Consider the following 13,249-nt stretch of genomic DNA (forward strand, 5'->3'; position numbering starts at 1 on the left):
TGTCCGGGGTGCGCGGGGAGTTACCCGCGCACCCCGGACACACGCTCTACTTCGGCGTCCTCGATGTCAGCCCAGCTCCGGGAACCAGAGGGCGATCTCGCGGGCCGCGGACTCCGGGGAGTCGGAGCCGTGCACCAGGTTCTGCTGCACCTTGGTGCCCCAGTCGCGGCCCAGGTCGCCGCGGATGGTGCCGGGGGCGGCGTCGGTCGGGTTGGTGGCGCCCGCCAGCGAGCGGAAGCCCGCGATGACGCCCTCGCCCTCGGCCACGACGGCCAGGACCGGGCCCGACATCATGAACTCGACCAGCGGCGCGTAGAACGGCTTGCCCTCGTGCTCGGCGTAGTGCGCGGCGAGGATCTCGGTGGTGGCGTTCTTGAGCTGCACGGCCCGGAGCGTGTAGCCCTTGGCCTCGATACGGCGCAGGATCTCGCCGGACAAGCCGCGGCGGACGCCGTCCGGCTTGACGAGGACGAGGGTGCGCTCGGCCACGGGCTGCGTCGAGGCCTCCGTGGGCAGGGTCTTCTCTGCGACGTCGGTCATGCCGCAACCCTATCCGGGCCGGGAGCGCCACGATGACCGCGCGCCCACCAACGGGACAAGGATCAGCCCGCGTTGGGGGCCGTCTCCGGGTGGGCCGCGTCGTACTCAGCACGCTCCCGGTCCACGCGCGCGCCGAGGCGCAACGCGTAGATCCAGAGGATCACGAATATCCCGCCGACCAGGTACATCATCGGCACCAGCAGGCCCATCGCGAGCACCGGGACCTGCGCCACCGTGCCGGCCGCCCGGCCGGCGGCCGAGCCCTGCGCCCGGGACAGGATCAGGAGCACCAGGGCCAGGACCCCGCCCAGCGCCCAGATCACCCCGCCCGACTCGATCTGGAGCGGCCCGCGGCCGAACTCCGAGCCGCGCAGCCCCCACACCGCCAGCGTCGCGAAGATCACGACGAACACCTCGAGCAGCAGCGTGGTGGAGGTGAACTGCACCAGCGCGGACTTCTTGGGCTTGATGCGGTCACCTGGGGCGGGTCGGTCCTTGCTCACCGGCTCAGGATATCCGTCTCCTTGCCCTCCATGACCGCCTCGCCGCGGGCGACCATGCCGGCCTCGTTGGACAGCTTGACCTCCTTGAGGAAGAGCGCGAGCACGAGGCCGACGGCGACCAGCGGCACGAGGTACCAGAACGCCGGGGCGAGGGAGTTCGCGAACGCGTCGATCACGCCGCTGTGCAGCGGCTCGGGAAGCTGGTCCACGATCTGCGGCGTCAGGCCGGAGCCGGAGCCAACGCCCGCGGGCGCGGCGCCCTGCGGGACGTCCGCGAACACACCCTGCAGGTTGTCCGTGAGCCGCGACGTGAACACCGTGGTGAACGCCGCGGTACCCACCGCGGAGCCGATCTCCCGGAAGAAGTTGTTGGACGACGTCGCCGTGCCCAGCTCGTGCGGGTCCACCGAGTTCTGCACGGCGAGCACGATCGTCTGCATGACGAGGCCCATGCCGGCGCCGAGCACGAAGATCATCGCGCCGAACAGCCACAGGGACATCTCGCCCTCGATCTGCGTCAGCCAGATCATCGCGGCGATCGTGACCACGAGGCCCGCCACCGGGAACATCTTGTAGCGGCCCGTCTTCGAGATCGCGATGCCGGACCCGATAGCGGTCAGCATCAGGCCGGCCATCATCGGGAGCATCAGCAGGCCGGACTCGGTGACGCCCGCGCCGCTCGACATCTGCAGGAACGTCGGCAGCATCGACATGGCGGAGAACATGCCCATGCCGAGCACCAGGCCGATGAGCGTGGTGATGGTGAACGTCCGGTTCTTGAACAGCCGCAGCGGGATGAGCGGCTCCGCCACGCGGTTCTCGATGAGGACGAACAGGCCGACCAGGACCACGGTGCCGATCAGCAGGCCGAGCAGCATCGGGTCGGACCAGTCGTAGCCGTCGTTGCCGAGCGACTCCCAGCTCGTCAGGAGCACGATGCCGGTGGTGCCCAGCGCCATCGTGAGGATGCCGCCCCAGTCGGTGGGCCTGGTGGAGCGGTGCGAGGGCAGCTTCAGCGCGCGGTAGGCGATGAACCACGCGGCGATGCCGACCGGCACGTTGATCCAGAAGGTCCAGCGCCAGCCGGGACCGTCGGTGAGCCAGCCGCCGAGCAGCGGGCCCGCCACGGCGGAGATGCCGAACAGGGCGCCCATCGGGCCCATGTACTTGCCGCGGTCGGACGCCGGGATGATGTCCGCGATGATCGCCTGCGACAGGATCATCAGGCCGCCGCCGCCCAGGCCCTGCACGGCCCGCCAGGCCACGAGGGACTCGAACGTCTGCGCCATGCCGCCGCCCAGCGAGGCGACGACGAACAGGCCGACCGCCACGAGGAACGGCCAGCGCCGACCGTAGAGGTCGCCGAACTTGCCGTAGAGCGGCATGGCGACAGCGATCGCCAGGATGTAGGCGGTGATGACCCAGCCCTGGTGCTCCACGCCGTTCAGCTCGCCCACGATGGTGGGCATCGCCGTGCCGACGATGGTCTGGTCCAGGGAGGACAGGAACATCGAGGCCATCAGGGCCCCGAAGATCAGCCAGATCGTGCGCTGGTTGAGGACGACCAGCGGCTTGTCCGGCGCCGTGGTGACGGCGTGGCTCATGAAGGTGCCTTTCTGGGGATCGGGTCTTGGCTGTGGGCGCGATCGTTGCGACTACGTGCCCGTTCTAGGCGCAACGATCGCGCCCACAACAAGGGTCAGGAGTCGAGGTCGTGCGCGACGACGTCGACGAGCTGCGCGACGGCGGCGGGCAGGTGGTCGGCAGGGTCGCCGGTGTACCCGGCGTGCTCCCAGGCGACGAGCGCGGTGCGGAGGAGGAGCAGGACGAGCATGGTCAGCAGCTCGTTGGAGGTGCTGAACGGGGTGGTCGCGCGGCGGGCGTCGAAGAGCTCGACCAGCCGGTTCTTGTGCCGGTCCATCCACACCACGTGGCGCTGCAGCAGGCGCGGCTCCTGCTGCATGAGGTCCATGGCCCGCATCATCCGGTCGTGGGCCGCGCCGGCCGGGGCGAGCAGCGCGGCGACCACGACCTGCAGGTCGGACAGCAGGCGGCCGGTGGGGCCGCCCTCGACGAACGTCCGGACGACGTCCTCGGGCAGTCCGGCGTCCTCGGCACCGAGCACCGCGTCGTCCTTGGACTCGAAGTAGTTGAAGAAGGTGCGGGGCGAGACGCCGGCCTCGGCGCTGATCATCTCGACGGTCACGGCATCGAGGCCGTGCTCCGCGACGAGCTGCTGCGCGGCGTCGATCAGCGCCCCGCGCCGGGCCAACTTCTTGCGCTCGCGCAGCCCCTGCTCGGCCGGCGTCCCCTCGAGCGCGGACGCGAGCTCACGCAGGCCGGGGCGTGCTGCGGCGTCGGCGGGCGCGGCTGTCGGGCGCGAGGAGGTGGGAGCCATGGCCCAATTCTGCACCCAGTGCAAAATTACATCAAATGCAAAAGGATGAGACGGCGGTCACACCTCGCCGAACCCCGCCTCGATCATCTCCACGACCGTCGTCACCGCCTCGGCGGCCCGCTCCCCGGTGGCCTCCACGCGCAGCTCGCGCCCCTGCGTGGCGCCGAGCGCCATGAGCTGCAGCACGCTGGAGGCGTCCACGCCGTCGATGGTCACCGCGGCACCCAGCTCCGCCACCTTGCGCGACACCAGCGCCGCCGGCCGCGCGTGCAGCCCGAGGGGGTTGCGCACGGTCACCGTCTGCGAGATCTCGCTCTGCCCGCCCGACGTCGGCCCACCCGCCTCGGGCGACTGCGCCGCCTCGATCGCGGCGAACATCCGCACCGACGCGTTGGCCGACTCCAGCACCGTGCCCAGGTCCGCACCCCCGTGCGCCGTCACGGCCGCGGCGACGGCGCCCTCGACGAACGGAGCCCGCGCCAGCACCACGCGCTCGGCCAGGGACTCGTCCAGCTCCAGCGCCGCCTCGACCGTGAGCACCGAGGACCCGAGGTCCCCGAGCACGACGACGCCTCCACGCGTGCCGCCGTCCGGCGCGTCCGCACGCTGGCCGACGGCGTCGAGCGGACCGGCGTCACCCACGCCGTCGGTCAGGATCGTCAGGACGTCGGCGAGGGCCTTCTGGACGGCGTCGAGCGAGGTGCCCAGACCGCCGTCGGGCCCGCCGCCCACGCCCCGGATGAGGACGTCGGGCGCCATCTGCTCGGCGAGCTCCGCGGTCCCGCGAGCCAGCTCGGCGGAGTGCGAGACGAGGACCAGGGCGACGCGCGCCGTCATGCCGCGGTGCGGGGGTCGGCCGGCGTCGGGCCGGAGAGGGCCGCGGCCATCGCCGCGCCCAGCACGAGCGCGGTCGAGCGCGCGCCCGGGTCCTCGTGCCCCGCGCTGCGTTCCCCGAGATACGAGGCGCGGCCCTTGGTCGCGATCATCGGGATCGTGGCGGTCGCCGCCTTGTCGGCGGCCTCGGCGGCCGCCCGCAGGACGTCCACCTCGGAGCCGCCGTCGGCCGCCCTGGCCTCGGCCGCCTCGACCGCAGCGTGCCAGGCATCCACCATCGTCTTCTCCCCCACCGTCGCCTTGCCTCGCGAGGACACGCCCTCGAGCGCGGCCTCCAGCACCGCGACCACTGCCGGCGGGTCGATCCAGGGGCGGCCCGACACCTTCGCCGCCCGCAGGTACGCCGTGCCGTACAGCGGGCCGGACGCGCCGCCCACGGTGGACATCAGCGTGGTCGCCACGAGCTTCAGCACGTCGCCGACGGTCCGCTCGTCCTCGGCGCCGCGGCCGGACGCCTCGTCGTCGAGCCGGGCCACCACCGCCCGGAAGCCGCGATGCATGTTCTCGCCGTGGTCGCCGTCGCCGATCTGCCGGTCGAGCTCCGTCAGCTCGTCCTTCGCGTCCGCGATCGCGTCCGCCGTGCGGCGGACCCATCGCTCCGCCCAGTCCGCGTCCAACGCCATGTCGGGAACCCTTCCTGTTTCACCACCGGAGTGCTGCAGTGTTCACCGGCGCGTCCCAGAGGGCTTCCAGCTCCTCGTCCAGCCGGAGGACAGTGATCGATGCCCCCTGCATCTCGAGGGACGTCACGTAGTTGCCCACCAGCGACCGGGAGACCGTCACGCCACGCTCCTCGAGAAGGCGCCGCGCTCGACCATAGACCACGTAGAGCTCGGACAGGGGGGTGCCGCCCATACCGTTGACGAACAGCAACACTCGCTCACCGCCGACCAGGCCGAGGTCGTCGGCCACGGGGGTCAGCAGCATCTCGGTGACCTCGTCGGCGCTGGCGGCGGGCACCCGGTGGCGGCCGGGCTCGCCGTGGATGCCGATCCCCACCTCGATCTCGTCCTCGGGCAGGTCGAAGCTGGGCCGGCCCACGTGCGGTACGACGGGCGCCGCCAGCGCCACGCCCATGGATCGCACGTTCGCGATGACCCGCTCGGCGACGGCGGTCACGCCCGCGAGGTCGGCGCCGCGGTCGGCCGCCGCCCCCGCGATCTTCTCGACGGCGAGCGTGCCGGCCACCCCGCGCCGGCCCGCGGTGTAGAGCGAGTCCTCGACGGCGACGTCGTCGTTCACGAGCACCGAGGCGACCTCGATGTCCTCCTCGACGGCGAGCTCCACGGCGGTCTCGAAGTTAAGCACGTCGCCCGTGTAGTTCTTGACGATGGTGAGCACGCCGGCGCCGCCGTCGGCCGCCTGGATCGCCGGGAGGATCTGGTCCGGAGTCGGGGACGTGAACACGGCGCCGGGGACGGCGGCGTCGAGCATGCCGGGGCCCACGAAGCCCGCGTGCAGCGGCTCGTGCCCCGAGCCGCCGCCGCTGACCAGGCCTACCTTGCCCGTCACCGCGCCCCCGGTGCGACTGACGAAAACTGGTGCCGAGCTGACCCGGACCAGGTCGGCATGGGCGAGCGCGAAGCCGGCCAGGGAGTCGGCGACGGCATCGGCGGGATCGTTCAGCAGCTTCTTCACGGCGACCTCCTCGCGGGGCTGTGCGACCCGGCGACGTCGCCGGGCCCGCACACGAGTCCCATGGGATTCATACAACACCACGGCGCGGCCGAACGTACAGCGCTAGGACGGACGGGTCAGCCGCGGCCGACCAGGATGCGGGTGTCCGCCACCGTGACGACGGAGCCCGTGACCAGCACGCCGGTGCCGACGCCGCCGCCGTGCTTGTCGTTGGCCTCGGCCAGGTCCGCCGCGAGCGCCAGCGCCTCGTCGAGGCGGCCGGCCACGTGCACGCGCTCCTCCCCGAAGACCTCGCGCGCCACTTCGGCGAGGTCCTCCGGGTCCGCGGACCGCGCTGAAGAGTTCCGGGTGACCACGATCTCGGCGACCGTCGGCTCCAGGACGGACAGGAGCCCCTCGGCGTCCTTGTCGGCCATGACGGCGACGACGGCGACGATGTGCTCCAGGTTGAACGACTCCTCCAGCGCGTCCACCAGGGCCTCGGCGCCGGCGGGGTTGTGCGCGACGTCGACCACCACGGTGGGGCTGGTGCGCACGACCTCCAGGCGGCCGGGGGCGTCGACGTCGGCGAACGCGGCCTCGACGATCTCCGCGCCGAGCGCGCGCCCGCCGCTCATCAGGGCTTCGGTGGCCGCGAGCGCCAGGAGGGCGTTGTGTGCCTGGTGGGCGCCGTGCAGGGGCACGAAGATCTCGGTGTAGACGCCGGCGGGGGTGCGCAGGTCGACGAGCTGCCCGCCGACGGCGACGCGCCGGTCCACCACCTCGAGGTCCACGCCCTCGCGGATCAGGTGGGCGTTCACGGCCTGGGCGCGGGCGAGGATCGGCTCGAGCGCGGCGTCGGGCTGGTCGGCGATCACGGCGACGGCGCCGTCCTTGATGATCCCCGACTTCTCGGTGGCGATCTCCTCGATCGTGGAGCCGAGCCAGCGCTCGTGGTCCATGGCGATGGGCGTGATGATCGCGACCTCGCCGTCGACCACGTTGGTGGAGTCCCAGGTGCCGCCCATGCCGACCTCGATGACCGCGACGTCGACGGGGGCGTCCGCGAACGCGGCGAAGGCCATGACAGTGAGCACCTCGAAGAAGCTCAGGGGCGGGCCGCCCTGCTCCTGGGACTCGCGGTCGGCGACGCCGATGTAGGGCGCGACGTCCTCGAACACCTCGACGAACCGCTCCTGGCTGAGGGGTTCGCCGTCGACGGCTATGCGCTCGGTGACGCTCGTGAGGTGCGGGGACGTGAACCGGCCGGTGCGCAGGCCGTGCTCGCGCACGAGGCGCTCGACCATGCGGGCCGTGGAGGACTTGCCGTTGGTCCCGGTGACGTGGACGGTCCGGTAGGCGCGGTGCGGGTCGCCGAGGAGCTCGAGGACGCGCTGGACGCGGGCCATGGTGGGGTCGATGTCGAATTCGGGGGCTCGGGCCGCGATCTCGCGGCGTACTGCTTCAAAGGCTTCGTCCACGTGACGAGGATAAGGTTCCGGAATCAAGGTTGCCGATCTCGTGCGGGGGCTCAGCAGGTGTCGGACGAGCAGCAGACGTCGAACGCGTCGGACGACCTCACGGCCCGTTGGCTGGTCTTCGAACAGGTTTTCAGCCAGGACAGGTACGACGGCGGACGTCCACCCTGGCCTTCGCCGATCGCGGGGAGTGTGTCGGAGCCGACACCCGGGCTGCTCGAGATCACCGGGTCCGCGCAACCGCACGTCGTGGTGACCGCCGCGCACGCGACGAACCACGAGCGCGACGGCGCGCAGAAAGTCGCGGACCGCGGCACGGGCGGCCTCGCCGTCCTGCTCGCTCAGGTGACCGGCTGCACGGCGCTCGTCGCAGTGGACACACCCGGGGACGCGAACTACGACCAGGAGCACCCGCTCAAGGAACGGCTGGCCGAGCTGCAGCCGACGGTGGTCATCGACCTGCATGGCATGCGGAGTCGCACGGAGTCCGACGTCGACCTCGGCACGGGCACGGGACCGGCTCCGTCCGCTGTCGTCGCCGCTCTGGCCGGTAGCGGCCTGCGCGTCACCACGAACGCCGTCTTCGACGCGATGCGGCCGACCACGGTCACGGCCTTCGCGCAGGAGCTCGGTATCCCGGCGCTGCAGGTCGAGATCGCCGCGCACCTGCGGCCGCCCTCGGGGAAGGCCACGGCGCTCTCCGGTCTCGTCACCGCCCTGGTCGCCGCCATCGAAGGGCTGGCTTCGCCGACGCCGTCCGGCCTGACGACCGTGCCCGTCAAGATCGCCTCGGGGCTGCCGACCGCCGTCGTGCACCCGGACCTGCTGTCCGGGACGAACGGGCCGGTGCCCGTCACGGTCGTCGCGGACGACCACGCCACCGTGGCGTGGGCCTGGAGCGCGGCCGCCGACGGGATTCCGGAGGAGGCCCGCGACCTCTCCCCCACCCAGGTCGGTGTGAGCCGACGGCTGCGCGCCGCCGTGAGCGGCGCCATGTCGGTCTCGGTGCGGGTGCCACCGATCACGCAGCTGCGGACCTTTTCCGCCCTGGTCGATGACATGCCGGGCGCGAACGAGGTGCAGGTCAACCCGGAGGACATCACACCGGGCACGTATCTCCTGGTGCAGGGCGGCGTCACGGCCTGGGTGCATGCGGTGCCGCGCGATCATGTCCGGCCGGGCACCGTCCGGCTCGCCTACCAGCTTCGGCTCCTCACCGCCTCGGACGGCACGCCGGACAGTGCCCTCGTCGCGCTCGTCGCCGCGGAGCCGGCAGTGATCAGGCATCACCTGCCGGCCAAGCGGGTCCAGCAGGCGAGCGAAGCCGTCGACCGCACCATGGAACGGCTGTGGCGCGCGCTCTTCCGCGCGCCCGAGTTCTCGGCCCGGGTGATCCAGGCGCACGCCGGCGACGACGGGGCGCCGATCGTCACGCTCCATCAGGCCGTCTTCGACCGCATCGGCGTCGAGTCGGGCCAGCAGGTGCTCGTCCGGTGGGGTGGTCGCGAGGTGGTCGCGCTCGCTGTCGCGGATCACGATCCGCCAACGTCCGGATCACTCACCGAATCAGTGAGGAAGGTGCAGCGGGTCAACCGGCTCTGGCCGGACCTGCCGGACGGGATGTCGCCACACATCACGGTCCGCATGTCGACGCGGCTGCGGGACCAGCTGGGTGCGCCGGTGGCCACGGTGGTCACCGTGCGCCGTCGGCTACGGCCTGTGCTCGTGCGAAACCTCAACTCCCTGGTCGTCCCGCTGGCGAGCCTGGTCCTCGCCGGTGCCGCACTGCCTGACCCGCACTGGCCCACCCTGGGGCTCGGCACGGCCCTGATGTCCGTGTTCGCGCTCGCCCGCCTACGCATCCCGCAACCGCGGAGCCGCGCACGGGTGGACGAGAACTGGGTGGAACAGATGCCAGGCCCGGTCGAGGCACATGGTCCCGGAGCCGGTCGAGGCGGTGAGAAGGTAGGCGGGTGACCGCCCAGCACCTTCCCGGAGACGCTCCCTTCTTCCAGGAGTGGAGCACCAAGCGGCCCGGCACGCGCCGGTCCCTGGCCCGCGCGCGGGCGGTGGGCCAGGCCATCGGCGCGTGGGACAACACTCCGCCCGTGCTGGCGGTGGTGGGTTCGAAGGGCAAGGGAACGACGGCGCTGCACGCCGCGGCGACGCTGTCAGCCGCCCTGGTCGGGGACGACCGCCCGGCCCACGTGGGGCTGGTCTCCTCGCCCGGCCTGCGGACGAACCGGGAACGGATGCGGTTCGATGGCCAGGCCATCTCGCGCGACGAGTACGAGCGTGTCGCCCAGGCGCTGGCCCGCGCTCGGGAGTCGGTCCCGCCGTCGGACGACGGGTACCTGTCGCCCACCGGGTCGTTCACGATCACCGGTGCAGCCTGGGCCGCCACACGGGGTGCCGATGTGCTCGTGCTGGAGGAGGGGCTCGGCGGACGATCCGACGAGGTCAGCCTGTTCGAGCCGCTCGTGGTTGCGGTGACGAAGGTGTTCTACGAGCACGGGGAGCTGCTGGGCCCCACCCTCGACGATGTGGCGCGGGACCTGCTCGGCGTCGTCGGGCCCGGGACGCGGACGATCGTGACGGTCGCGCAGGACGCCGAGGTGACGGAGATCGTCGAGGAGACGGCCGCGAGGTTCGGCACCGACCTGGTGACCGTGAACGCGGACTCGCCGACGTCGGCGCCGACGGGTCTCGCGCCGATCACGCGGCTGAATGCCGCGGCCGGGGAGACTGCGGCGCGAGCGCTGGGCTCGGCTCTCGGCTGGCGCGTCGACGACGCTGGGGCCGCCGCCGCGCTGGCCAGCGTGCGCGTGCCAGGCCGGCTGAGCAGGCACATGCTGGGCGACGTGCCCGTAATGGTCGACGGCGCGATCTCGCCCGAAGGCGTCGCGGCCACCGTGGCTGACTACCTCCGGTGGCACGGCCGACTGGACACGGTGGTGGCCAGCTTCCCGGACACCAAGGACGTAGCGGCGTGCTTCGCCGAGCTCCGAGATTTCGAGCGGGTCATCCCTTCACGAGCCAACGACTACCTGACGTTCACCAAGGCTGAGGCCATGCACGAAAAGGTGCTGGACGCGCGGGTGGCGCTCGCGCTGGGCGTCGTGACCGCCCGCGCACAGGGCGGCGGGTGCCTGATGATCGGGACCCAGTCGTACGTGGGCATCGCGCTGGATGTGCTGGACGCGGAGACGGAGACGGCGTTCGTTCCGCCGTCGGCCTGAACACCCATACACGGCGGGGCCACATCGGACAGACCAGATGCCGACCGCAATGGCACTCCCGGCGCCGATCCGCAAGGTGCGGTTCTACAGACGGGCCGCCCGCACCGACCATCGCATCATCCGCGCTTGACACCCATCCAGACATGCGCGAACGTTGTCGTACGCCCCCGGATGCTTCGGCTACCGGTTAGAAGGCCCCCGCATCGCGGGGGCCTTCGGAACGTTCGGACCATGTAGGCGGTCGGTGAATCTTCCCGTGCTTGTCCTCCATCACGTCCGGAAACTGCGACGCCTCGAGCACACCGCGAGTCACGTGCCCGACGAAGTCCGGACCCGTCGCCATGAGCGCCTTGGATCCCCTGGCCGACTCCATCGGAAGCACGATTCCGGTGCTCACGCCGACCTCCTCCTTCATGATCCGCAACGGACCCACCTGGTCGGAGTCGTTGCTCAACATCACGTACGAGTCGGCGCGACCCTCGAATGCGTCGGCGACCATCCTCACAGCGAGATTGACGTCCGAACCCTTCTCCTCGATCTTGCGGACCTTGGTCATGACGTACCGTCCGGACTAGGGATCGACCTCTACCGGGTGCTTCGCCATGACGCGAGTATCGATTCGAAACGTGCCCATGTGGATCTCGACGTCCGGCGCGAGAGTCCGAACCGCTCGCAGGTACGCGTCCTGCCGCTGGTGCGCATTCCTTTCCGGTGACGCTCCCGGCTTCACCTTCGCCGTGAAGTAGTGGACACGTACAACGTCGTAGCCAGGAAGAAGGTGACGCGCGAAGGCCCACAAGTCGAGCCACTTGACCTCAGGGTGCCCCTCGATACATCGGCGGTACAGGTTGAAGCCGTCGATGTACAGAATCGCTGTGGGCTGCGGCACGAGAGCTCCGTCCAAGGTGCACGAACGTCAGAGGCGAGCCCGCAAGCACGGGCCCGCCTCATGGTGCTCAAACTCTAGAAGACACGGCCCACCTTCGCCATGCCTACGGTCTGCGACCAAGACGGCGTTCGTTCCGCCCTCGGCCTGGGCACTCCCGCGAGGCCAGCGCATCTCGCCGGAGACTTTCATAGGCGTACTTATGATAAGTACGCCTATGTAAACCCGACGCGGGCGCGACACCCACGTTCGGCAGCCTCGCGCAAACTGGCACCCCCTCCAACAGCCCCCCGCATCACACATCGTGTTGCGAGGTTTCACCCGGTGAAGAACGATGACTGCGCAGCGTCGGCCGGCGGTGCTCGGGGGGCCGTCGGGGGGAAACGACAGCATGAGGCGAAACAGCACGTTCCGACGCGCGATCGTCGTGGGCGCCATGGCGCTGACCACGGCGCTCGCCGCTCCGGCGGCGGCCGGCACCAGCGTCGTCGGGCAGCCTGAGGCGAACACGGCCGGGCAGGATTCCGCGGATGTCCGCACAGCCGTCGACCGTGCCGCCGGCAGTGCCACCACCCTCGCCGGGGTTCCCGGCTACGCCGGGGTCGCCGTCAACTACGACACCGCGAGCGTCGTCGTCTCCTGGAAGGGCGAGGCTCCGTCAGCGGTCGGCGCGCTGACGGAGCGCGCTCCCGCCGGCGTGACCGTCGACGTCCGGCAGACCGCCCTCAGCGAGGCCGATCTGCGGACCGCCAGCACCCGGCTGCTGGACAGCCAGCGCGCGCTGCACGGCCCCGACGCCGTGCTCGCCGCGCTCCCGGCGCCCGACTACGCGGGGCTTGTCGTCGAGGTCGGCCACGACTCGGCCGCCGCGCGCATGCCCGCCCTGGCGCAGCTCCTGGAGCGCGTCGCCGGGGTGCCGGTCCGGCTCGCGACGATCGACGACGACGTCCAGTCCACCGCCGGCAGCCGCCGCGACGACAAGGCGCCGTGGCACGCAGGCGGGGCGATGGCGACGAAGGACGGGACCGACTACTGCTCGACGGGCTTCCCGGTGGTCACTGGCGGCGGTCACCGCCGGATCGTCAGCGCCGCGCACTGCAACGACGGCGTCGGCTCCGTGGTCCGCGACGGCGCAGGCGACCGGCTCGGCACCGTCACCAACCGGACGACGAGCCTCGACGCCGAGCTCATCGACCCCATCGGCAGCCCCGAGACGGCGAAGTCCACGTTCGGCGGACCGTGGAACGCGACCAGCGCAAACTCTCGCTACCGGTTCGCGGTCGGCGGGGTGCAGCGGCCCGCCGTCGGGCAGACGATCTGCAACTCCGGGGCGGTGACCGGGGAGCACTGCGCGACCATCCGCGCCACCGACATGGCGTGGAGCTGCGGCGACAAGACCTGCCACGGCTTCCGGGCCAGCCGGGACGACGGCGGGGTCGTCGTGGGCGGGGGCGACAGCGGCGGGCCGATGTACGCGATCATCGACGGCAAGGCGTACGCCCGCGGGATGATCGACGGCGGCTCGAACCGCCGCAGCTGCGGCCGGACGTCCGTGTCGACCCAGTGTTTCTCCTACGTCTACGGCATCCCCATGGTCGACATCCTCGACCACTGGGACGCCCGCATCGACAACTGACCGCGAGGTCCGCGAAGTAGAGCGCTTGTCCGAGCCTCCCCGGGGTGGGCCGGGGACG

Annotated in this window: 13 protein-coding genes; 3 read left to right on the forward strand and 10 right to left on the reverse strand. The window is 71.4% G+C overall.

All coding sequences use genetic code 11. From position 1 onward, the window contains the following. Window positions 1-66 precede the first annotated feature (66 nt). From ndk to ACFT2C_RS27995, 8 genes are all read right to left on the reverse strand, one after another. Window positions 67-540 (reverse strand): nucleoside-diphosphate kinase, encoded by a 474-nt coding sequence (gene ndk, locus ACFT2C_RS27960; protein ID WP_377210371.1) that lies wholly within the window; start codon window positions 538-540, stop codon window positions 67-69. A 62-nt stretch (window positions 541-602) separates the two neighbouring features. Next, a complete protein-coding gene (locus ACFT2C_RS27965) occupies window positions 603-1,043 on the reverse strand; it encodes a DUF4233 domain-containing protein (protein WP_377210372.1) in 441 nt (146 codons plus the stop codon). Next, window positions 1,040-2,647: an MDR family MFS transporter gene (locus tag ACFT2C_RS27970; RefSeq protein WP_377210373.1), complete on the reverse strand. Its 1,608-nt coding sequence runs from the start codon at window positions 2,645-2,647 to the stop codon at window positions 1,040-1,042. Before ACFT2C_RS27970 ends, ACFT2C_RS27965 begins: the two co-directional genes overlap by 4 nt. Window positions 2,648-2,742: 95 nt before the next feature. Continuing rightward, entirely contained in the window at window positions 2,743-3,441 is a 699-nt protein-coding gene (locus ACFT2C_RS27975; RefSeq protein WP_377210374.1) for a TetR/AcrR family transcriptional regulator, read from the reverse strand. Window positions 3,442-3,498: 57 nt separating this feature from the next. Beyond that, the gene (locus ACFT2C_RS27980) at window positions 3,499-4,278 is read right to left on the reverse strand and encodes an HPr family phosphocarrier protein (RefSeq protein WP_377210375.1); all 780 of its coding nucleotides are present in this window, start codon (window positions 4,276-4,278) and stop codon (window positions 3,499-3,501) included. After that, on the reverse strand, window positions 4,275-4,958 hold the full coding sequence (gene dhaL / locus ACFT2C_RS27985) for a dihydroxyacetone kinase subunit DhaL (RefSeq protein ID WP_377210376.1): 684 nt from the start codon (window positions 4,956-4,958) through the stop codon (window positions 4,275-4,277). Before dhaL ends, ACFT2C_RS27980 begins: the two co-directional genes overlap by 4 nt. Before the next feature lie 19 nt (window positions 4,959-4,977). Further along, window positions 4,978-5,973 carry a dihydroxyacetone kinase subunit DhaK gene (gene dhaK, locus ACFT2C_RS27990; RefSeq protein WP_377210377.1) on the reverse strand — a complete coding sequence of 332 codons (996 nt, stop codon included), beginning with the start codon at window positions 5,971-5,973 and terminating at the stop codon, window positions 4,978-4,980. Window positions 5,974-6,089: 116 nt separating this feature from the next. After that, window positions 6,090-7,433, reverse strand: coding sequence for a bifunctional folylpolyglutamate synthase/dihydrofolate synthase (locus ACFT2C_RS27995; protein ID WP_377210378.1), 1,344 nt, complete (start codon window positions 7,431-7,433; stop codon window positions 6,090-6,092). A gap of 57 nt (window positions 7,434-7,490) precedes the next feature. Here ACFT2C_RS27995 and ACFT2C_RS28000 point away from each other — a divergent pair, with 57 nt between their 5' ends. After that, entirely contained in the window at window positions 7,491-9,407 is a 1,917-nt protein-coding gene (locus tag ACFT2C_RS28000) for a hypothetical protein (protein ID WP_377210379.1), read from the forward strand. Then, entirely contained in the window at window positions 9,404-10,669 is a 1,266-nt protein-coding gene (locus tag ACFT2C_RS28005; RefSeq protein WP_377210380.1) for a hypothetical protein, read from the forward strand. Before ACFT2C_RS28000 ends, ACFT2C_RS28005 begins: the two co-directional genes overlap by 4 nt. Window positions 10,670-10,856: 187 nt before the next feature. On the opposite strand, the gene ACFT2C_RS28010 is transcribed toward ACFT2C_RS28005, so the two are convergent. Together ACFT2C_RS28010 and ACFT2C_RS28015 are read right to left on the reverse strand one after the other, a co-directional pair. Beyond that, window positions 10,857-11,225, reverse strand: coding sequence for a hypothetical protein (locus tag ACFT2C_RS28010; RefSeq protein WP_377210381.1), 369 nt, complete (start codon window positions 11,223-11,225; stop codon window positions 10,857-10,859). 15 nt (window positions 11,226-11,240) lie between these two features. After that, window positions 11,241-11,558, reverse strand: coding sequence for a hypothetical protein (locus ACFT2C_RS28015; protein WP_377210382.1), 318 nt, complete (start codon window positions 11,556-11,558; stop codon window positions 11,241-11,243). A gap of 388 nt (window positions 11,559-11,946) precedes the next feature. On the opposite strand from ACFT2C_RS28015, the gene ACFT2C_RS28020 reads away from it, so the two are divergent. Then, window positions 11,947-13,191 (forward strand): hypothetical protein, encoded by a 1,245-nt coding sequence (locus ACFT2C_RS28020; RefSeq protein ID WP_377210383.1) that lies wholly within the window; start codon window positions 11,947-11,949, stop codon window positions 13,189-13,191. The last annotated feature ends 58 nt before the right edge of the window (window positions 13,192-13,249 follow it).

The organism is Promicromonospora sp. NPDC057138 (assembly GCF_042670845.1).
Lineage (GTDB): Bacteria > Actinomycetota > Actinomycetes > Actinomycetales > Cellulomonadaceae > Promicromonospora.